This is a genomic window from Sulfitobacter sp. 1A13496 (assembly GCF_043557225.1).
Classification (GTDB): Bacteria; Pseudomonadota; Alphaproteobacteria; order Rhodobacterales; family Rhodobacteraceae; genus Sulfitobacter; species Sulfitobacter faviae.
The window spans coordinates 276251-296600 of sequence record NZ_JBIFFP010000003.1; the positions used below are offsets into that span (position 1 = coordinate 276251).

25 protein-coding genes are annotated in these 20350 nt (G+C 63.3%); 9 read left to right on the plus strand and 16 right to left on the minus strand.

What is annotated here, in order from left to right; all coding sequences use genetic code 11:
• Positions 1–25: 25 nt before the first annotated feature.
• The 9 genes from ACGYLX_RS10050 to ACGYLX_RS10090 form a co-directional block, all read right to left on the minus strand.
• Positions 26–1162, minus strand: coding sequence for an ABC transporter permease (locus tag ACGYLX_RS10050; protein WP_271689359.1), 1137 nt, complete (start codon positions 1160–1162; stop codon positions 26–28).
• A 1-nt stretch (position 1163) separates the two neighbouring features.
• Positions 1164–2765: an ABC transporter ATP-binding protein gene (locus ACGYLX_RS10055; protein WP_394449149.1), complete on the minus strand. Its 1602-nt coding sequence runs from the start codon at positions 2763–2765 to the stop codon at positions 1164–1166.
• Between the two features lie 136 nt (positions 2766–2901).
• Positions 2902–3903, minus strand: a complete 1002-nt coding sequence (locus tag ACGYLX_RS10060) for a BMP family ABC transporter substrate-binding protein (RefSeq protein WP_322329236.1) — start codon at positions 3901–3903, stop codon at positions 2902–2904.
• A 107-nt stretch (positions 3904–4010) separates the two neighbouring features.
• Positions 4011–4466, minus strand: coding sequence for a GNAT family N-acetyltransferase (locus ACGYLX_RS10065; RefSeq protein ID WP_394449154.1), 456 nt, complete (start codon positions 4464–4466; stop codon positions 4011–4013).
• Complete coding sequence (tsaB, locus tag ACGYLX_RS10070; RefSeq protein WP_394449157.1) at positions 4463–5086, minus strand: tRNA (adenosine(37)-N6)-threonylcarbamoyltransferase complex dimerization subunit type 1 TsaB; 624 nt, start codon at positions 5084–5086, stop codon at positions 4463–4465. Before tsaB ends, ACGYLX_RS10065 begins: the two co-directional genes overlap by 4 nt.
• Entirely contained in the window at positions 5079–5639 is a 561-nt protein-coding gene (locus ACGYLX_RS10075) for a NifU family protein (protein ID WP_067261530.1), read from the minus strand. Before ACGYLX_RS10075 ends, tsaB begins: the two co-directional genes overlap by 8 nt.
• Positions 5640–5752: 113 nt before the next feature.
• Complete coding sequence (locus tag ACGYLX_RS10080) at positions 5753–6211, minus strand: universal stress protein (protein WP_040700546.1); 459 nt, start codon at positions 6209–6211, stop codon at positions 5753–5755.
• 97 nt (positions 6212–6308) lie between these two features.
• Entirely contained in the window at positions 6309–7187 is an 879-nt protein-coding gene (locus tag ACGYLX_RS10085; protein WP_394449160.1) for a branched-chain amino acid aminotransferase, read from the minus strand.
• Between the two features lie 10 nt (positions 7188–7197).
• On the minus strand, positions 7198–7428 hold the full coding sequence (locus ACGYLX_RS10090) for a hypothetical protein (RefSeq protein WP_394449162.1): 231 nt from the start codon (positions 7426–7428) through the stop codon (positions 7198–7200).
• 132 nt (positions 7429–7560) lie between these two features.
• Between ACGYLX_RS10090 and ACGYLX_RS10095 the strand changes: the two genes are divergently transcribed.
• Positions 7561–8286 (plus strand): M48 family metallopeptidase, encoded by a 726-nt coding sequence (locus ACGYLX_RS10095; RefSeq protein WP_394449165.1) that lies wholly within the window; start codon positions 7561–7563, stop codon positions 8284–8286.
• A 4-nt stretch (positions 8287–8290) separates the two neighbouring features.
• Positions 8291–8647, plus strand: coding sequence for a YigZ family protein (locus ACGYLX_RS10100; protein ID WP_394449168.1), 357 nt, complete (start codon positions 8291–8293; stop codon positions 8645–8647).
• Here the strand turns inward: ACGYLX_RS10100 and ACGYLX_RS10105 are convergent.
• From ACGYLX_RS10105 to ACGYLX_RS10115, 3 genes are all read right to left on the minus strand, one after another.
• On the minus strand, positions 8644–9264 hold the full coding sequence (locus ACGYLX_RS10105; protein ID WP_394449171.1) for a hemolysin III family protein: 621 nt from the start codon (positions 9262–9264) through the stop codon (positions 8644–8646). The two genes, ACGYLX_RS10100 and ACGYLX_RS10105, sit on opposite strands and share 4 nt — an antisense overlap.
• A 69-nt stretch (positions 9265–9333) precedes the next feature.
• On the minus strand, positions 9334–9717 hold the full coding sequence (locus ACGYLX_RS10110) for a hypothetical protein (protein WP_394449173.1): 384 nt from the start codon (positions 9715–9717) through the stop codon (positions 9334–9336).
• A 138-nt stretch (positions 9718–9855) separates the two neighbouring features.
• A complete protein-coding gene (locus ACGYLX_RS10115) occupies positions 9856–10746 on the minus strand; it encodes a LysR family transcriptional regulator (protein WP_394449176.1) in 891 nt (296 codons plus the stop codon).
• Positions 10747–10841: 95 nt separating this feature from the next.
• Between ACGYLX_RS10115 and ACGYLX_RS10120 the strand changes: the two genes are divergently transcribed.
• Entirely contained in the window at positions 10842–11336 is a 495-nt protein-coding gene (locus tag ACGYLX_RS10120; RefSeq protein WP_067261541.1) for a lactoylglutathione lyase family protein, read from the plus strand.
• A gap of 18 nt (positions 11337–11354) precedes the next feature.
• On the opposite strand, the gene rimO is transcribed toward ACGYLX_RS10120, so the two are convergent.
• Positions 11355–12728 carry a 30S ribosomal protein S12 methylthiotransferase RimO gene (rimO, locus tag ACGYLX_RS10125; protein WP_394449179.1) on the minus strand — a complete coding sequence of 458 codons (1374 nt, stop codon included), beginning with the start codon at positions 12726–12728 and terminating at the stop codon, positions 11355–11357.
• Positions 12729–12790: 62 nt separating this feature from the next.
• On the opposite strand from rimO, the gene ACGYLX_RS10130 reads away from it, so the two are divergent.
• From ACGYLX_RS10130 to ACGYLX_RS10155, 6 genes are all read left to right on the plus strand, one after another.
• A complete protein-coding gene (locus ACGYLX_RS10130) occupies positions 12791–14728 on the plus strand; it encodes an AsmA family protein (protein ID WP_394449182.1) in 1938 nt (645 codons plus the stop codon).
• 96 nt (positions 14729–14824) lie between these two features.
• Positions 14825–16057: a tryptophan synthase subunit beta gene (trpB, locus tag ACGYLX_RS10135; RefSeq protein ID WP_394449185.1), complete on the plus strand. Its 1233-nt coding sequence runs from the start codon at positions 14825–14827 to the stop codon at positions 16055–16057.
• A gap of 434 nt (positions 16058–16491) precedes the next feature.
• Positions 16492–16740, plus strand: a complete 249-nt coding sequence (locus tag ACGYLX_RS10140) for a tryptophan synthase subunit beta (protein ID WP_394449189.1) — start codon at positions 16492–16494, stop codon at positions 16738–16740.
• Positions 16741–16791: 51 nt separating this feature from the next.
• Positions 16792–17058 (plus strand): tryptophan synthase subunit beta, encoded by a 267-nt coding sequence (locus tag ACGYLX_RS10145; protein WP_271689370.1) that lies wholly within the window; start codon positions 16792–16794, stop codon positions 17056–17058.
• 39 nt (positions 17059–17097) lie between these two features.
• Positions 17098–17364, plus strand: coding sequence for a tryptophan synthase subunit beta (locus ACGYLX_RS10150; protein ID WP_271691952.1), 267 nt, complete (start codon positions 17098–17100; stop codon positions 17362–17364).
• Between the two features lie 202 nt (positions 17365–17566).
• Positions 17567–18100, plus strand: a complete 534-nt coding sequence (locus tag ACGYLX_RS10155; RefSeq protein WP_209217422.1) for a LuxR C-terminal-related transcriptional regulator — start codon at positions 17567–17569, stop codon at positions 18098–18100.
• 15 nt (positions 18101–18115) lie between these two features.
• On the opposite strand, the gene ACGYLX_RS10160 is transcribed toward ACGYLX_RS10155, so the two are convergent.
• Genes ACGYLX_RS10160 through ACGYLX_RS10170 form a run of 3 tightly spaced genes read right to left on the minus strand, consistent with a single transcriptional unit; the run spans position 18116 to position 20272 of the window.
• Entirely contained in the window at positions 18116–18694 is a 579-nt protein-coding gene (locus ACGYLX_RS10160; protein ID WP_394449192.1) for a DUF4893 domain-containing protein, read from the minus strand.
• A 2-nt stretch (positions 18695–18696) separates the two neighbouring features.
• Complete coding sequence (locus ACGYLX_RS10165) at positions 18697–19080, minus strand: DUF2237 family protein (RefSeq protein ID WP_394449195.1); 384 nt, start codon at positions 19078–19080, stop codon at positions 18697–18699.
• 16 nt (positions 19081–19096) lie between these two features.
• Positions 19097–20272, minus strand: coding sequence for a serine hydrolase domain-containing protein (locus tag ACGYLX_RS10170; RefSeq protein WP_394449198.1), 1176 nt, complete (start codon positions 20270–20272; stop codon positions 19097–19099).
• Between the last annotated feature and the right edge of the window lie 78 nt (positions 20273–20350).

Sequence of the window (20350 nt, forward strand, 5' to 3'; positions counted from 1 at the left end):
CGCTTTCTCAGGGGGGTATAGGGGCTCATTCCGCGCTCTCCGACTGGGCGCTGCGGGGGCCGGGTTTGGGCGGGCCGGGGCGGCGGAACATCAAGAAGAGACGCTCCAGCGGCATCCGCACCATATTGTCGAGCGCCCCGGTGAAGAGGATCACGAGCGCTTGGATGACGACGATCAACTCGCGCGGGATCGAGGTCCAGAGCGCCAGTTCCGCGCCGCCTTGGTAGAGAAAGCCGAAGAGCAGCGCGGCAAAGAAGACGCCCACCGGGTGCGAGCGGCCCATCAGCGCCACGGCGATGCCGATGAAGCCCGCGCCCTCGGTCGCGTTTAGCACCAGACGCTCGCTTTCGCCCATGACGTTGTTGATCGCCATCAGCCCTGCCAGCGCGCCCGAGATGATCATGGTGATCATGGTGATGCGCACGGGCGAGATGCCGGCATATTTCGCCGCCGGCTGCGAATGGCCGTAGGCGCGGATTTCATAGCCCAGACGGGTGCGCCAGATCAGCATCCAGATCGCCACGCAGGCGCCGACGGCCACCAGCAGCGAGACGTTGGCGGGTGCGGATTTGGAGAAGGCGATGCCAAGGGGGGCAAGCAACTCGTGCAGGGTCGGCAGATGCACGGCCTCGGGGAAGCGGGCGCTGGCCGGGTCCATGCTGCCCGGCGGGCGCATGACGTTGACCAGCACGTAGTTCAGCAGCGCCGCGGCGATGAAGTTGAACATGATCGTGGTGATCACGACGTGGGAGCCGCGCTTGGCCTGCAGCCAGCCGGGGATCGCGGCCCAGATGGCGCCCAGAAGACCGGCCATGACGCCGCAACCGATCAGTGCCAGCGTCCAATGCGGCCACGGGATGTAGAGCGCGGCCAGCGCCACGCCAAGGCCGCCCAGCATCGCCTGACCCTCGCCACCGATGTTGAACAGCCGCGCGTGGAACGCCACGGCGACGGCAAGGCCGGTGAAGATGAAGTTGGTGGCATAATACAGCGTGTAGCCCCAGCCATAGGTCGAGCCGAGTGCGCCCTTGACCATGAGATTCACCGCCGCGACCGGGTCTTCGCCGATCGACAGGATCACCAGCGCTGAGAGCACGGCGGCCAGCAGCAGGGAGATCAGCGGCACGAGGATCACCTCGGCCCATTTCGGCATCACGTCCATCTCAGACCTCCTTGCGCGCGTCGCCGCCCGCCCGGGCGAGATTGGCCTCGACCTCGGCCACGCTGTGTTCGTTCTCGGTGTCGGTGATGCCTGCCATGAGCAGCCCAAGCTCCTTTTCGTCGGTCTGATCAGCGGCGCGTTCGCCCATGATCTGCCCGTCGAACATCACCGCGATGCGGTCCGACAGGGCGAGGATTTCTTCCAACTCGACCGAGACCAGCAGGATCGCCTTGCCTTGGTCGCGCAGGGCGATGATCTGCTCGTGGATGAACTCGATCGCGCCGATGTCGACGCCGCGGGTGGGCTGGCCGATCAGCAAAAGATCGGGGTTGCGCTCGATCTCGCGGGCCAGAACGATCTTCTGCTGGTTGCCGCCGGAAAAATTCTTGGCGGCCAGCGTCGGGTCGGGCGGGCGCACGTCGAAACGGGCCATCTTGTCCTCGGCATCGGCGCGGATCGCGGCGTGGTCCATCAGCATGCCGCTGTTGAAACGGTCGTCGTGGTGGTAGCCGAAGACGTTGTTCTCCCAAGCCTGAAAATCCATGATCAGGCCTTCGCGCTGGCGGTCTTCGGGCACATGGGCCACACCGCGCGCGCGGCGCGACTGGCCGTCGCTCTTCTTGCCCGAGAGGTCCAGCGGCGTGCCGTTGAGCGTGACGCTGCCGGTGCCGTCGGCATAGCCGCCCAGCACTTCCAAGAGTTCCGACTGGCCGTTGCCCGCGACGCCCGCGAGGCCCAGCACTTCGCCGGCGCGAATCTGCAGGTCGATCCCGCGCAGCCGCTCGACACCCTTGTCGTCGACCACCCGCAGACCCTTGATGTCGAGGATCACCTCGCCCGGGGTGGCGGGCTCTTTGTTGACGCGCAAGAGCACCTTGCGCCCGACCATAAGCTCGGCCAGTTCCTGCGGCGAGGTCTCGGCGGTTTTCACGGTGGCGGTCATCTGGCCGCGGCGCATGACCGACACGGTGTCGGTGATCTCCATGATCTCGCGCAGCTTGTGGGTGATCAGGATGATGGTTTTGCCCTCGGAGCGCAGGCGGCCGAGAATGCGGAACAGCTGGTCGGCCTCAGCGGGGGTCAGCACGCCCGTGGGCTCGTCGAGAATGAGAATATCGGCCTGCCGGTAGAGCGCTTTCAGGATCTCCACGCGCTGCTGCATGCCCACGCCGATGTCTTGGATCTGCGCGTCGGGGTCGACGTTCAGGCCGTAGTCCTTCGACAGTTCGATCAGCGTCTTGCGCGCCTTCGACAGCGAGGGCTTCAAGAGGCGGCCATCCTCGGCGCCGAGGATGATGTTCTCCAGCACGGTGAAGTTTTCCACCAGCTTGAAGTGCTGGAACACCATGCCGATGCCTGCGGCGATGGCGGCTTGACTGTCGGGGATCTCGGTCTTGCGGCCACCGATGAAGATCTCGCCCGCATCGGCCTTGTAGAAGCCGTAGAGGATCGACATCAGCGTCGATTTACCGGCGCCGTTCTCGCCGATGATGCCGTGGATCGTGCCCGGCATGACGCGGATGGAGATATCTTTGTTGGCCTGTACCGGGCCGAAGGCCTTGGATATGCCCTTGAGTTCGATCGCGGGGGCGGTATCGGTCATGTCAAAAGGTCCTGCGGGCGTTGCAGCCCTTGATCTGGCGTTGGTCCATCGCTGCCCCGGTCACGCTGTGGGGTTTTAAAAGGGGCCGCGCCGATGATCGGCGCGGCCCCGGGGGTCGATTGTGGATAAATCGGGCTCAGAAGTCCAGTGCCGGGCAGCTGTCGTTCTCGTAGTAGGAGACGACTTTGATCTCGCCGTCGATGATCTTCTGGCGCGCTTCGTCGACAGCGGCCTTCATCTCTTCGGTCACGAGATCTTGGTTGTGCTCGTCGATGGCAACGCCCACACCTTCTTCGGCAAGGCCAAGGGTCACGACTTCGCCGACTTCGAGGTCTTCGCCCGCCATCATCGCGTCATAGACGGCGACATCGACGCGTTTCAGCATGGAAGTCAGCACCTTGCCCGGGTGCAGGTGGTTCTGGTTGCTGTCGACGCCGATCGACAGGATGCCTTCGTCGGCAGCGGTTTGCAGCACGCCCACGCCGGTGCCGCCTGCCGCGGCATAGACCACGTCAGCGCCTTGGTTGATCTGGGCCTTGGTGATCTCGGAACCCTTCACCGGGTCGTTCCACGCGGCGGGGGTGGTGCCGGTCATGTTGGCGATGACGGTGGCGTCTGGGTTGGTCGCCTTGACGCCTTGGGCATAGCCGCAGCCGAAGTGACGGATCAGCGGCACGTCCATGCCACCGACGAAGCCCACGGTGTTGCTCTCGGAGGCCATCGCGGCCATGACGCCGACGAGGTAGGAGCCTTCATGTTCGGCAAAGCTGACCTGACGCACGTTGGGCAGGTCAAGCCAGTTCACGTCGATCACGGCGAACTTGGTGTCGGGATAGTCGGGCGCGACGGTCGCCAGCGGATCGGCCATGGCAAAGCCCATGGTGATGATCGGGTTGGCACCGGATTCGGCGAAGCGGCGCAGGGCCTGCTCACGCTGCGCTTCGGACTGCATTTCGATCTCGGCGAATTTGCCGCCGGTTTCTTCGGCCCAGCGGGAGGCACCGTTGAAGGCCGCTTCGTTGAAGCTCTTGTCGAACTTACCGCCGAGGTCGAAGATCAGCGCCGGTTCAGCCGCTGCCGCGCCCGCGGTAAGCGCGAGGCCCGCAGCAGCGCCGAGGAATTTCGTCATGAGGGTCATTTGGTGTCTCCCGGGTTGTGGTGTCGGGCGGTCAATCAGATGCTGCCGCCACGGCGTTTGTGGATCATGTGATCAGGTATAATCTAGGGCGCAGGCGGGGGGTAGGGTCAACCGCTTTTTGAGGGCAAGCCGCCCGGATCGCCAGCGTGACCATGGGTCAAGACGCGTTGCAGGATGCAGGCATCCACAGGTGGAACGCCGCTGCGCGCGTAATAGGCACGGCGGGTGGCGATTTGGGCAAAGCCTTGATCGGTATAAAGTGCGCGGGCGGGTAGATTATCAGCTGCGACTTCGAGAAAGGCACTTTCGCAGTCGGCGGGCAGGGCGGCCAGCCAGTCGCGCAGCAGCGCCCGGCCCAGCCCCCGGCGCTGCTGCGCAGGGTCCACGGCAAGCGTCAGCAGTTCGGATTCGCCCGCGATGGTGCGGGTCAGGGCAAAGCCGCCGGGGCGGGTGAAAAGCTGCACGAAGGGGCTATCGAGCAGGCTTGCGAACTCCGCCTCTTGCCACGGCCTGTCTTGGGTGAAGGCCGCAGCGTGAATCGTGGCGAGGGCCGCCGGTGTCACGGCAGCAGAACCGGTGCCGCGTCGCGGGCGGGGGCGGCATCGGCGGGGCGCAGGTAAAGCGGCGCAGGGCGCGGCGGATTGCTGGCAAAGCGGCGCGCGGCGATGAGGGCGATGGCTTCGGCCACAGGCATCGCTGGCGGCTCTCCGCCGGCGCCGATCAGCGGGCCGGTGAAGGCCGGGAGGGCGGCGGCGTCGTGTAGTGCGGGTTCGGAAATGCCGGGGTTGTCAAAGCCTTGCAAGAAAACTTGATCACGGCGGGCATCCACCGCACAGGCACAGGGGCCATCATGGCCTTCGCGCAGCGCGTCGAAGGCATCGACCCCAACCGCCGGAATGCCAAGGCCAAGCGCCAGCCCACGGGCGGCAGAAACGGCGATGCGGATGCCGGTGAAATTGCCCGGCCCGATGCCGACGCCAAGCGCGGTGAGGTCAGCATAGGCCAGCCCGGCCTCGCTCAACAATTCCTCGCAAAGGACCATGATCCGCTCGGCCTGACCCTTGGTCATCGGCTCGGTGCGGGAGGCCAAGATCCGGTCGCCCGACAGCAAAGCGGCCGCGCATTGCGCGGCCGATGTGTCAAAGGCCAGAATCAGCGGCCCGCTCGCGCCATGCTCAGGCAACCGGGCGCACCTCTGTGACCTCGGGGATGTAGTGGCGCAGCAGGTTCTCGATGCCCATTTTCAACGTCAGGGTCGAAGAGGGACAGCCGGCGCAGGCGCCCTGCATATGCAGATAGACGACGCCACGCTCAAAACCGTGAAAGGTAATGTCACCGCCATCTTGGGCCACGGCGGGGCGCACGCGGCTGTCGAGCAACTCTTTAATTTGGCCGACGATTTCACCGTCTTCGCCGTCATGCGCGGCGTGGCCGGATGTGGGCTGGTGGTCCGAGGCCATGACCGGCTCGCCGGACTGGAAATGCTCCATGATGGCACCGAGCAAAGCGGGTTTCACATGGTCCCATTCCACCGCGTCCTGTTTGGTCACGGTAACGAAATCGGTGCCGAAGAACACGCCCGTCACGCCCTCAACAGCAAAGAGCCGTTGGGCCAACGGCGATGTCGCCCCGGCTTCGGGGGAGGGGAAATCAGCGGTGCCCATCTCCAGCACGGTCTGACCCGGCAGGAACTTGAGCGTTGCGGGGTTCGGAGTGGATTCGGTCTGGATGAACATGGGGTGTACCTCGCTTTCGGCGTGGCTCCTGATATGCGCCTGCGCGGGCGGCAAGTCAAGGTTTAGAACCGTTCTAAATTGTGGCGCCGGGCATTAGGCGGGGGGCAGAGCGCTTAGGTGATCGCTTCGAGCCGTTCCTTGCTCAGATCGCCGGGCACGATGGTGATCGGCACGGGCAGGGCGCCGGCAGAGCGCGACAATTGCGTGACCAGCGGGCCGGGGCCTTTCTTGCGGTCACCGCTGGCGCCGAGAACCAGAACGCCGATGTCGGGGTCGTCGGACAGCTGCTGGATGATCTCATCCGTGGGTTCGCCCTCGCGGATGATTAACTCAGGGTCGACGCCCTGTTTGTCGCGCATCCATTTGGCGAAAACCTCGAAATGCACCTCGATCCGTTCGCGGGCCTCTTCGCGCATCAGGTCGCCGACGCCGATCCAATGGTTGAACTCTTCGGGCGGGATCACCGACAGCACGGCCACGCCGCCCCCCGTGCGCGCCGCGCGCAGGGCGGCGAAACGCATGGCATTCAAACATTCGGTGCTATCGTCCAACACCACTAGGAATTTCCGCATCAAACCCTCTCTCCGCACCTCCTCCCGGTGCGGTGCGATCATGGCGCGGGCGGGCGGCGCTGGCAATTGCTTTCGCGCGCCGCTGCCGCCCGGACCTTCAGCCGCGCTGACTTGCGGCCCAATCCCAATACATTTCGCGCACCCGGCGCGTGACCGGGTTCTGGTTGTCCCCGGTGCCATATTGCGTCTCGTCAAAGGCGCTGACAGGCGTGACTTTCATCATATTGCCCGACAGAAAGACCTCATCGGCGGCATGGAAATCGTCAAAGCTGAGGACGGTCTCATGCACCTTCATCCCCGCCTCGCGCATGTTCGACATATGCCGCGCACGGGTGATCCCGGCAAGGAAGGTGCCGTTGTGGATGGGGGTGAAAACCTCACCATCCTTGACCATGAAGACGTTGGCGCTGGCGCTTTCGGCGACATTGCCCATGGCATCGGCCACCAGCGCATTGCCGAAGCCCTTGGACCGCGCCTCGACCATCATGCGGGCGTTGTTGGGGTAAAGGCAGCCTGCTTTGGCGTTGACCACGTTATCCTCCAGCACCGGGCGGCGGAAGCGGGTGCGGGTGAGGGTGGTCGCGGCCTCGGGCGGGGCCATGGGGATGGCCTCAAGGCTGATGGCAAAGCCGGTGGCACCTTCGCGCGGCACGATGCCCAGTTCGTCACCGGCCAGCGCCCAATACATCGGGCGGATATAGACCGCTTGATCACGCGAATAGCTCTTCAGCCCCTCGCGGCACATCTCAATCATATCCTCGGTCTCGACCGTCGGGGTGATCATCAGCGCGCGGGCCGAGCGGTTGATCCGCGCGCAATGCGCCTCGAGGTCCGGGGCCAGCCCGTCGAACAGCCGCGCCCCGTCGAAAACGGTGGTGCCGAGCCATGCGCCGTGATCGGCGGCCTTGATGGTGGGCAGATCGCCGTCGTGCCATGCGCCGTTGAAATAGGTCTTGATGTCTGTGCCGGTGGCCATGTGACGATCCTCAGGAATTGCTTCGGTAGATGCCCTCGGGCAGGTTCAGTGCCGCTGTCAGATCGCTCAGCTGCGCGGGGGACAGGGTGATCGTGGCCACACGGTCGGTCCGGGCGTCCCATTGCTCGATCGTGATCTGCCCCGCGAAAGCAGAGACGGTGACGTCCTCGCGCAGGGGGGCGTCGGATTCGTCGATCAGAGTGATGACGGTGGCGTCGAATTCATGCTCGATGGTAAACATGAGGGCACATTAGGCTTTGTGCTCGCGAGCGCAAGGCCGCCGTATGAGCGTCAAAGCTCTGTGAACGGGGGTGGCAGCGGCAGGGCGTCATGATAGATAGGTGGCGCAAGGAAAACCGAGCGAGGATCAGCCGTGAAATTGTTGAATGCCCTTGGCGCATTTGCCGTCATCGCCCTGCTTTCTGCCTGTGAGGTGGCACCGATCCAGACAGGCCCGATCCCGGTCGACAGGCCGCAGACCACGGGAGAGGCAAGCCCACGGTTGAGCGCGAGTGCGGCGGCGCGGAGCTTTGTTCAGGTGGTGCGCACGCTTGAGCCTGTGGCCGAGCGGGAGTGCCGCAACCGTACCACGGGGATGAACTGCGATTTCAATATCGTGGTCGATGACCGCCCCGGCCAACCGGCCAATGCATTCCAGACACTGGATGAAAATGGCCGCCCCATCGTGGCGTTCACATTGGCGCTGATCGCCGATGCCCGCAACGAAGACGAGCTTGCCTTCGTGCTGGGCCATGAGGCCGCGCATCACATCGCGGGCCATATCGGACGCCAGCAGCAAAACGCCATGGCGGGGGCGGTGATCTTTGCCGGTATCGCCACGCTGAGCGGGGGCGATGCGACTGCCGTGCGCACGGCGCAGGAGTTGGGCGCAGAGGTCGGCGCGCGGCGCTATTCCAAGGATTTCGAGCTTGAGGCCGACGCCCTCGGCACGATCATCACCGCGCGGGCGGGCTATAACCCGTTGCGGGGGGCTGAATTCTTTACCCGCATTCCCGATCCCGGTGACCGTTTCCTTGGCACCCATCCGCCCAATAACGCCCGGATCGATATCGTGCGGCGCACCATGGCGGGGCTGTAACGGTTTGCGCAAACTGGGGCAGGTGCTGAACGACCGTGGGTCGAAATATGCGGTGTCGGGCTGCCCTGCGCGCGACCGGGCTGAGGTCGATGCCGCGCTGAAAGACCTCAAACGTGACAAATCCTACGCCAAGGCCACCCATAACACTTGGGCGGTGCTGCTGTCGGATGGCGGCCCGCTCAAAGGCGACGATGGCGAATCCGGCGCGGGCATGGTGATCCTGCGGATGTTGGAGCGCGAGGGGCTGACCGACCATCTGATCGTCGTCACCCGCTGGTACGGTGGCAAACATCTGGGCGGCGACCGGTTTCGCCATGTACAGACCTGCGTGCGGGCCTATCTGGATGCGCCCACGGGCTAAAGGCTGAGCGCGATGGCGGCAAAGAAACAGGCCGTGGCGACCAGCACAAAGACATGCCAGATCGCGTTCTGATAGCGCATGCCGGGATGGGCATAGACCAAGGTGCCCGCCGAATAGGTCAGCCCGCCCGCGGCCACCAGCGCCAGTGCCGCCCCCGGCAGGTTGTGCCACATCGGGTAGATCAACAGGACCGAGAGCCAGCCCATGCCGAGGTAGAGCGCGAGTGACCCGCGCGCATCGGTGCGCCAGAACCAGAGCTTTGCCACCGCCCCGATCACCGCCAGCGCCCAGACCACGCCGAGGATGCCATAGGCAAAGCCTGAACCGATCACCATCACCAGCGGCGTATAAGTGCCCGCAATCTTGAAATAGATCGCCGCATGATCGACTCGGCCCAAAAAGGCGCGGCTGCGGTCGAAGGGCAGCAGGTGATAGACGGCAGATGCAGTGAAAGAAGCAAGGATGCAGCCTGCGTAGATCGCCGTGGCGGTCAATTGCCCCTCTTGCCCGGCGGCATGGATCATCAAAAGGATGCTGGCGGGAATGGCGAAGCCAAGGCTCAGCACATGCACGGCGCCGTCGGCCAAAGTCTCAGCGATGGAGGTCGGATAGCCCATGACAAAAAGGTACCAGCGAAACCGACCTCTGCCATGGGTGACGAAAGGTAAAGCGCAGGGCCCTATAGTTCAGCGCGGTTTGTTGCCATCGATCCAGCGCGACATCAGGGTTTTATCGCGAAAACACTCCTGCGGGACATCGCGGCGTTTCAACCGCGCGATGCGTTCGGCAAAGGCGACCTGTTTGGCGGAAGGGTAGGCGGCAAAGGGCCCCTCCAACGCTTGCGGTTTATGAGCGTCGATCCATTCCGACACCGCCGCGCGATCCGCTTCGATGCCTTTGGGAAGCTCTTCGCCCGTTCGCTTGGCGAGGGACTGAGCGTATTGCATCTGTTTTTCGGTCGCGGGCATGCGGCGGTCGGCCTGTTTGGGCTGCGCGCTATCGCCGCCACGGGGCGGGCGACCTTGCTGCTCAAGGTCGAAGATACCGGGGAACTGAGGTTGAAAAGACATGTGGTCATTCCTCTGCTACTGCGTTCTACATATAGAACAGAAAGGGAACATATTCAAGTCTCTCCGTAATCTCGCCCTTCCATGATGGTATATCTAGTATCGGGGGTGTTTTGTTCCGCAATATCTGCGATGCGTCCGCTATCGCAGCTGTTCCGCCGCTTCTGCGATCAGTTCCGCCGTCTTGACCATTCGCGCCGGCAGGGGCCGCCCGCGCCGCGAGGCGAGCCAGAGGTCATGCCAACGCCGCTTGGGCAGAGGCAGCAGCCTGAGCCGGTCCTTGGCGGCAAAGGTTTCGACCCCGCTGCGGGGCAAAAGCGTATAGCCTACGCCCCGCGCCACTGCCGCTGGGATCTGGCCGATCTGGTTCACATAGCCACGCAGGCGCATCCGGTCGGCCCCCGGATAGCTTTCCGGGAAATTGAGCTGGAGCAGATCGTCGGCATAGGCGAAGCCATCGGGGTGGGCGATGAAGCCCCGGCTTTCGAGATCGGCAAAACTTTCTATCCGTTCCAATGCATTAACCGGCAGCACGAGGCAAAGTTCCTCGCGCCCCAGATGCCGGGCCTCTAACCTTGCGTGGGCAGGGTCATCGGCCAGCACGCCCAGATCGAAGCGCCCATCGAGCAGCCCGGCGCGGATTGTGGCTTGGGGCGCGGCTTCGAGATGGAGGGAGAGGTCGGGCGCTTGGGTCATCCACCCCAGCAGGAGCGGCTGGAGCAACATGGCGAAACTGCCGGAGCAGGCGATATGCACCACGCCCCGGTCGGGCAGGTCGGTCGCGATGCGTTCGCGCAGGCGCTGCTCTTCGCGGCGGCGGGCAAGGCCGGTTTCAAACAGCGCTTCGCCCGCCGGGGTCAGGGTGAAACTTTTGCCATCGCGCGCGATCAGCGGCAGGCCCAACTGGTCTTCCAGCTTGCGCAGATGCTGCGACACCCCCGGCTGGGTCATGTTGAGCCGCTGCGCCGTGCGGGTGAAATGGCCGGTCTCGCAGAGGGTGGTGAAGCTCTCAAGCCAAGTGGCGTTCAGCATATCAAACGTTTCGTTATGATTTCGATGAGATTTGATAATTTCACATGTGAGGTGCGCCTGTCTATCTCAACCTCAACGCAAACAGGAGACCGCATATGACCACCCCCCGTACCTTTTCCCACATCGGCCTATCCGTGCCGGACCTCGACGCCGCCGTGAAGTTCTATTCCGAAGTTCTTGGGTTCTATGTCGTGATGCAGCCCACCGAAGCGGTGGAAGAAGACACCGCCATCGGCGTTATGTGCACCGATGTCTTCGGCCCCGGCTGGGGATCGCTGCGCATCGCCCATTTGGCGACAGCGGATGGCATCGGGATCGAAATCTTCGAGTTCCCCGGCAACTACGCCCCCGAAGAAAAGCTGGAGCATAAGCGCCACGGCACCTTCCACTTCGCCATCCAAGACCCCGATGTCGAAGGTCTGCTGGAGCGGATCATCGCGGCGGGCGGCAAGCAGCGGATGCCGGTACGGGAGTATTTCCCGGGCGAGAAACCCTACCGCATGGTCTATGTCGAAGACCCGTTCGGCATCGTCTTCGAGCTTTACAGCCACAGCTATGAGCTGACCTATTCGGCAGGCGCTTACGCCTGAGAGCAGCCTTTGGGGGCGTCAGGTGATCTGACGTCCCCAAAGATCGTATTCGCCCGCCTCTTCGACTTCGACGGTGACGATGTCACCGACCTTGAGGTTCTGGAAATCCTCGTCGATGAAGAGATTGCCGTCGATCTCGGGCGCGTCGGATTTGGTGCGGCAGGTGGCGGCGTCTGCGTCGATCTCATCCACGATCACGTCAAGGCGTTTGCCGACCTTGGCGGCGAGCTTGGCCTCGGAAATCGCCTGCGCCTTTTCCATGAAGCGCTCCCAACGGTCTTGTTTGATCTCGGGCGCCACATGATCCGGCAGCGCGTTCGACCGCGCGCCTTCGACGTTTTCGTATTGGAAGCAGCCGACCCGGTCGAGCTGCGCCTCGTCCAGCCAATCGAGCAGGGTCTGGAACTCCGCTTCCGTCTCACCCGGATAGCCGACGATGAAGGTCGAGCGCAGGGTGATGTCGGGGCAGGTGGCGCGCCATGCGGCGATCTCATCGAGGGTTTTCGAGGCGGCGGCGGGGCGGGCCATGCGTTTCAGCACGTCCGGATGCGCGTGCTGGAATGGGATGTCGAGGTAGGGCAGCACCAGCCCCTCGGCCATCAGCGGGATCAGCTTGCGCACATGCGGGTAGGGGTAGACGTAGTGCAACCGGACCCATGCACCGAGGGAGCCGAGGTCCCGCGCCAGATCGGTGATATGGGCGCGGTGGCCGCGGTCTTCGGCGTGTTTGATGTCGACACCATAGGCGGAGGTGTCTTGGCTGATGACCAGAAGTTCCTTCACGCCATTGTCGACCAGACGTTCTGCCTCTCGCATCACCGCCTGGGCCGGGCGTGACTGCAACCGGCCCCGCATGTCGGGGATGATGCAGAACTTGCACTTGTGGTTACAGCCTTCGGAAATTTTCAGATAGCTGTAATGCCGCGGGGTGAGCGAGACCTGCTGCGCGGGCAGAAGGTCGATGAACGGGTCCGGGTTGGGCGGCACCGCGCCATGCACCGCATCGAGCACCTGTTCGTATTGATGCGGGCCCGTGACGGCGAGGATGCGGGGGTGATGTTCGCGGATGTAATCCGGCTCGGCCCCCAGACAGCCGGTGACGATCACCTTGCCGTTTTCGGTCAGCGCCTCGCCGATGGCGTCGAGGCTTTCGGCCTTGGCGCTGTCGAGAAACCCGCAGGTGTTCACAATCACCGCATCGGCGCCCGCGTAATCGGGCGAAACGCCATAGCCCTCGGCGCGAAGCCGGGTCAGGATGCGTTCGGAATCGACCAATGCCTTGGGACAACCGAGGCTGACCATGCCGATGGTTGGCTGGCCGGGGCGGGCGGGATCGCTGATCTTCGCCTGCGGGGCGAGGTCGGGGCGCAGATTGGGTGGGTTTGTGCTCATGGCTTGCGCTATAAGGCAAGCGGATGAGCGGGGAAAGAGCCGCCGGGCAGGAGGAGAGAGCCATGAGATGGATTATACGGGTCATCGGCGCGCTGTTGCTGATCGTCGTGATCATGCTGGGGGCGCTGTTCCTGCTGCCCGCAGAGCGGGTCGCGCGGATCGCCAGTGAGCAACTCAGCCGGATGACCGGGCGGGAGGTGTCGATCACCGGCGATGTAGGCGTGACGCTCTGGCCGGTGCTGGGGGTGACCGCGGGCGGGCTTGAGGTCGGCAATGCCGATTGGACCGACAAGGGCGCGCTGCTGACGGCGGCCAATGCGGCGATAGGGGTGGACGCGGGCGCGCTTTTGCGCGGTGAGATACGCATCACCAATATCGCGGCGCAAAGCCCGGTGATCCGGTTGGAGCAACGTCTTGATGGGCGCGCAAGCTGGCAGTTCACCGACAGCGCCAGCGGTGCGCGGATCGAGACCGAGAGCGCGCCGAGCGCCAGCCGCCGCCCGCTGAGTATTCAGAAACTGACGGTGACCGATGCCACGCTGATCTATGACGCCGAAGGGGCGGATCTGCTGCGCTATGACGGTGTCAATCTGGCGCTGGACTGGCCCGAGCGGGGCGGGGCGGCGGAGATCACGGCCAGCATGGCGCCAGCGGGCGAGCCGGTTAAGCTTGCTGCGCGGATCGAAGGATTTGCGGATTTTCTGGAGGGCGGCGTGCAGCCGCTGCGGGCGGAGGTTGCGACGGGCGGGGGCGACGCCTCGTTTGATGGGCGTGGATCGCTCGACGGTGCGCTCGCCGGTGATCTGCGGGTTGATAGCGCCGACACGGCAAGGTTTCTGGCGTCCTTTGGCGCGGGCGGTATCAATCTGCCGCGCGGCTTGGGGCAGTCGGTTGATCTGCGAAGCGGGCTGACGCTGACGCCCGACCGGCGTTTGGCACTGCGCAATATCGCGTTGGACTTGGGCGGCAACAGCTTAACCGGGCAGGCCGATCTGGCGCTGAATGGCACGCCGCGGATCACCGCGAACCTGCGGACAGGGGCGCTGGACCTTTCGGCGCTGTCCGAGGAAAGCGACCAGGGCAGTGGCTCCGAAAGTCCGGCAACGGCGGGTCCAGAGGGCTGGTCACAGCAAGAGATCAACGCCGATTGGCTCGCCGCCTTTGACGGGAACATCGCCCTGAGCGCGGAAAGCGTCGATCTGGGGCAGCTCGACCTCGGCCCCACCCGCGCCGTGCTGCACAATGAGCGCGCGCGGATGGTCTTTGATCTGCAGGATATGAACGCCTATGGCGGCAAGGTTGCGGGGGAATTTGTGATGAATAACCGCGATGGCCTGTCCGTGGGCGGCAAGCTGCATGCGCAGAACGTGCAGATGCGCGACCTGCTGGAGGATACCGCCGGGGTGACGCGCTTTACCGGGGCGGGCGATGCCGAACTGTCGTTCCTCGGGGTGGGGCAGTCTATTGATGCGATCATGCGCTCGCTCAGCGGTTCTGGCGCGCTGACCATGGGGCGCGGCACGATTGCAGGGATCGACTTGGACGCGCTGCTTGGCTCCGTCGATGCCGAAGGCGGCAGCACGGTGTTCGATTCCGTGGAGGCGACGTTCGAGATCGCCAAGGGCGTCTTGCGCAACCACGATCTGCTGATGCTGCTGCCGAACTTCAACGCGACGGGGGCAGGGCAGGTCGATCTGGGGGCGCAGAGGCTGGACTATACGGTTACGCCCAAGGCCCTGCGCGTCAATGCGTCGCGCGGTGGGCTGGCGGTGCCGGTGCGGATCAGGGGGCCATGGGCGGACCCTGAGATCAAGGCCGATCTGCGTGCCGCGATTGATCTGAACTTTGCCGAAGAAAAGCAGCAGGCCGAAGATAAAGTACGCGAAAAGATACAGGAAGAGTTGAATATCTCACCGGATGACAGCCGCTCGACCGAAGATATCGTCAAGGATGAGTTGGAGAACGCCGTCAGGCGCGAATTGTTCAAACTCTTTGACTAGCCCAAGGCCGCCCCGCTCTGGGGCACCTGCGAAACTCATGGTGGCGTAGGCGGGCGGGCTGCGGTAAGGCTGACGCGACATTCTAGGAGAGGCGCAATGGCCAACGATCTTTTCAACAGCTTCATGACCGGCCCCGACGAACAGGGCCGTTTCGGCGATTTCGGCGGGCGCTTTGTCTCGGAAACGCTGATGCCGCTCATTCTTGAGCTGGAAGAACAATATGAGAAGGCCAAGACCGACGACAGTTTCTGGGCCGAGATGCACGACCTTTGGACCCATTACGTTGGCCGCCCCAGCCCGCTCTATCACGCCGAGCGGCTGACCGAGCATCTGGGCGGTGCCAAGGTCTATATGAAGCGCGACGAGTTGAACCACACCGGCGCGCATAAGATCAACAACGTGCTGGGGCAGATCATCCTCGCCCGCCGCATGGGCAAGAAACGCATCATCGCCGAGACCGGGGCGGGCCAGCACGGTGTGGCCACGGCGACGGTCTGCGCCAAGTTCGGCCTGAAATGCGTGGTCTACATGGGCGCCCATGACGTTGAGCGTCAGGCCCCCAACGTCTTCCGCATGCGGCTTTTGGGCGCCGAGGTGGTGCCGGTGACGAGCGGTCGCGGCACGCTGAAGGACGCGATGAACGACGCGCTGCGCGACTGGGTGACCAATGTGCGCGACACCTTCTATTGCATCGGCACCGTGGCCGGGCCGCACCCCTATCCGGCGATGGTCCGCGACTTTCAGGCCATCATCGGCAAGGAAGTGCGCGAGCAGATGGACGCCGCCGAGGGCCGACTGCCCGACACGGTGATCGCCGCCATCGGCGGCGGGTCGAACGCCATGGGCCTGTTCTACCCCTTCCTCGACGACAAGTCGGTGAACATCATCGGGGTCGAGGCTGGTGGCAAGGGCGTGGATGAGAAGATGGAGCATTGCGCCTCGCTCACCGGAGGCCGCCCCGGCGTGCTGCATGGCAACCGCACCTATCTGCTGCAGGACGACGACGGGCAAATCCTCGAAGGTTTCTCGATCTCTGCCGGGCTCGACTATCCGGGCATCGGGCCTGAGCATTCTTGGCTGCATGACATCGGCCGCGCGAAATATGTCTCGATCACCGACCGTGAGGCGCTGGAGGCGTTCCAGCTGTGCTGCGCGCTGGAAGGAATCATCCCGGCGCTTGAGCCGAGCCACGCGCTGGCCCATGTGCTGAAGATCGCGCCCGAGCTGCCGAAGGATCACCTGCTGGTGATGAACATGTGTGGTCGGGGCGACAAAGACATCTTCACCGTTGCCCGCGCATTGGACTTCGACATGGGTGAATTCACCTAAATTCCTATCCGAATCCGAGTCGAGTTTAACGGGCCCGCGTGAAAACGCGGGCCCGTTTTTTATGCGATAACGCGCGGTATGTGATTTGCGCATAAACTTTGGGCAGGGGGCGAACTTCTTTGCCGAAAAAGCACGAAAAAACTTTCACATCGCGAAAAGACCGGCTAGCCTTTCTTTGCAGCCCGCGCGCCTGCTCGCGAAACCCCGTTTCGCCCTTGCAGGCTTGACGCTAAGGCAATCCACCCCCGTTTTTCGCGCCCGATTGGCTTCGTAAACCAAAGTTTATGACGCTCTTACAGGGGTTTAGATCGGACGATTTAAACCCGGGACAGATAGCCAATCCCCCCTCGAATGCCCTTTTCCCTGTCATCCCAACGACGCCGCGTCACCGATGAGCGGCTCGCAACCCAACCCGGGACTGAAAGGAACACGATATGAAAAACGCATTCGCAACCGCCACACTGATCCTTGCCACAGCAGGCACCGCCGCTTTCGCACAGGGCATGGAAGGCCAGCAGGTCGGCTATACCGCAGATAACGCAGATGCCGCCTATTCGACACGCAACGTCACTTCCGACGCTCTGAGCTTTGACGACCTGCGCGCCGAGACACCTGCCGAAGCAACAGCGACCGTCTTCGTTACTACCCAAGACGCACAAAAAGATGGCCGTTTCGTCCGCTAATCGCGGCCGACGGCTCCTCCCCCTAACTTTCTCCCCCGAAAGGCTAAGACAATGAAAAAGACACTCGCAACAACCGCACTGATCCTCGCCACCGCAAGCACTGCTGCTTTCGCTCAAGGCATGGAAGGCCAGCGCATCGGCTATAACGACAAGACCGACAATGGCGTTTCCTACTCCAGCCGCAGCGAAGCCGTGGACGAGACCAAGCTGGAAGTCTTCAAAGAAGGCATCCTGCGCGCCGAAGACCTCTCCGACGTGACCATCACCGTCTTCCCGACCGCGCAGAGCGACGCTTCGGTCAACCGTTTCCCGCGCTGATCACTGCGCGACCCTAACTTTCCCCCGAAAGGACACGACATGAAAAAGACACTCGCAACCACCGCCCTGATCCTTGCCACCGCAGGCTCCGCCGCTTTCGCACAGGGCATGGAAGGCCAGCAAATCGGCTATAACGACAAAGCTGATGCAGGCGTTTCCTACGCCAGCCGCAACGACGCGGTCGACAATGTGAAACTGGACATCTTCAACAACGGCACCTTCCGCGCTGAAGACACATCTGACGTGACCGTCACCGTCTTCCCCGCCGCGCAAGACGCCGAGAAAGTGAACCGTTTCCCGCGCTGAGATCGGCCTGATGCCTGCTAAGGCATTGCGGTAAAACAGTCTTCCGGCCAGCCAAGCAACCCTGAACTGGCCTCAAGAGAATGCACTCGCCCCCCGGGGCGGGTGCCAAATCACTAAGGGTTGATCAAGGCGCATGTCCGCCATCTCTTGCACTTCGGTGCGCCGCGGTTAAATACGGCGAACACCAAGGCAAGGCTTCACCATGAATAATAAGAAAAAGATCGCACTGTGGGTTATCGCCGCTCTACAGTTCAACGCCACTGTCTATTTCGTGCTCGTTTTTGCACTGGAGGGGCGCGGCGTGACGCTTTTCGGCACCCCGCTGGCTGACATTGGGCCGAACAAGGGCATTCAGGTTTTGGGTTTGATTCTTGGGGTCGTTCTGGGCTGGATGGCGCTGCGGATGAGCCTCCAGCGGGCCGAGCGGGCAGAGACGGCGCTGCGTCATTGTACGGTGGAATTCGCCGATGTGCTCGAAGAACACTTTCGCGAATGGCACCTCACCCCGGCAGAGCGGGACGTGGCGATTTTCCTGACTAAGGGTTTGAATACACGCGATATTGCCGAGATGCGTGGCACGTCCGAAGGGACCGTGAAGGCGCAGACCAATGCGATTTACCGCAAGGCGGGCGTGACCGGGCGGACCCAGCTTCTGAGCACCTTTATCGAAGACTTGATGGACGATTCCCTGATGCCGCGTCCCAAGTCGAAACTGCATCTCTGCCACGCGGCCTAAGGGTGGCGTGGCGCCTCAACGCGTCAGTTCCAGAATATCGAAATCGCTTTCCACTGCCGGTGACGGGAACAGCAGCCGCGCGCGGGTGGGGCTAACCCGCTGAAACACGGCGACGTCGCTTTGTACTTTGCCGCCTGAGGTGAAATCTTCGGGCAGATCGGCATAATCGGGCGGCGTTTCGCCCCGGACATAGCCCACCCCGGCATAGATCGCGCGGCCTTCGCGCAGGGTGATCTCACCCTTGGTAAGCTGTGATCCGGTGAGTTTTTCAAAGGTGAAGCCACGATCACTGGCGGTAAAGCGGCATTTGAACGGGCTATAGGCCACAAGCGGGCTGATCCCGCCCAGCTTGATCGTGCGGCAAGACCAATCGCCCTGCAAATCGGCGGAGAATGCGACCTGAGGCTGCCCAGAGAGCGCGCGGGTTAAAATCGCCACATCCCCGGCGTCGCCCCCGTTCAGCGCTTGCATCATGGCATCGCCAAAGGCGGCGTCAAAGGTCTCTAACCGGGCGCTATCGACGGGGCGCAGGGTGGTTTCCGCCCAAGCGGTGACGGGCAAGAGCAGCAGGAGGGGCAAGAGGCGCAGGCGCATGGTTAATCCTCACTCGGGTCGATGGCATGGTCGCGCAACACCTCCAGCGGCACGATATCGAGCGCGCGCAGATGCGTGGCGGCCAGATGCACCCGCGGGGCGCAGCCCTCATCCGCGGCTTGCAGGAACCGTGCGGCACAGAGGCACCATGCGTCTCCCGGCTTCAGCCCGGCAAAGCCGAACTCGGGGCGCGGGGTGCTGAGGTCATTGCCGACATATTTCGAATAGGCCAGAAACTCCGCCGTCATCACCGCGCAGACCGTATGGCTGCCCTGATCCTGCGCGCAGGTGTTGCAATGGCCATCGCGGAAGAACCCTGTCACCGGGTCCGTCCCGCAGATCACCAGCGGTTGGTTCAGGACGTTGATGCTCTCGTCGGGTGTCATATCTTCCCTTTCTGCTTCAGGTCCCGCCCGAGACGGAGGCTGCGATCTCGCGGAAAATCTCTACATTCTTCGCGGCGACCCCGGCTTCACGGAATTTGCGGTCGGCGGCATTGGTGGCGATGACCACATCGCGGGCGCTGTCGACATAGATGTACTGCCCATAGATGCCGCGCGCCATATATTCCCCCTCGGGCGCGCCCTGCGGGATCCACCATTGGTAGCCATAGCCGATGTGGCCCTCGGCGGTGGGGGCGGTGGGGCTGGTTGATTCTGTTACCCAGTCTTCGGGCACGATTTGCTGGCCGTTCCATTGCCCACCTTGGGCGAACATCTGGCCGAAACGGGCATAGTCGCGCGTGGTCATATTGAGGCCCCCGAGCACGAAGGCGGTGCCGGAACCATCGACGATGTAATAGGGCGCATGTTCCAGCCCCAACGGCGCGATGACCTTCTCGCTCAGCAACTCCGGCACGCTCCGCCCGGTGGCACCGCGCACCACCATGCCGATCACATGGGTGTCAATCGACACATATTGCCACTGGCTGCCCGGCGCGGTGAAGGTCTCGGACAATTCGGCGGTGAAATCGTCTAGCCTGCCGCCAAGCGCCACCACCCGGCCCATGCGGTTGATGTCCGAATCGTAGTCCAGATAATCTTCGTCAAAGGTGACGCCGCTGGCCATATGCAGCACGTTGCGCAGGCTGGCCCCGTCATAGGCGCTGCCCTTCAGACTGGGGGCATATTTGGTCACCGGATCGTCGAGGGATGCGATCTGGCCTTCCTCTAGCAGGATGCCCACCAGCGCCGAGAGGTAGCTTTTCGCCACCGACCAGCTGATGCGGCGATCCTCGGGGCCGGTGCCTTTGAAGTAGTTCTCATAGACGATGGCGCCGTCTTTCAGCACCACCAACGCGGTCACGTCACGCGCCGCGATCCAGTCGTCCACCGCCTTTGGCAGTTCGGTTTCGGGGCCATAGGGAAGCTCGGTCGTCAGCCCGTCTCCGCGCGAAACGGGGGCGGAGAGGAAAGCGCCGTCCATATGGCTGAAGTTGTGGACGATCTTCTCTTCGGAGAAGAGAGAGTTCACCGCCAAGAGCCGTTCGATCTCTTCCCGCTTCCAAAGACCGATGACGATGGCCGCCAGCAAAAGCGCCAGCAAGATCCGGCCCAGCCATTTTCCAAATGTACGCATGATATTCCCCCTGTTGGCCCGCAGTGAACCACGGCGCGGGGGCGGGGGCCAGCCCGACATTGCGTCAGGATGGGCGTC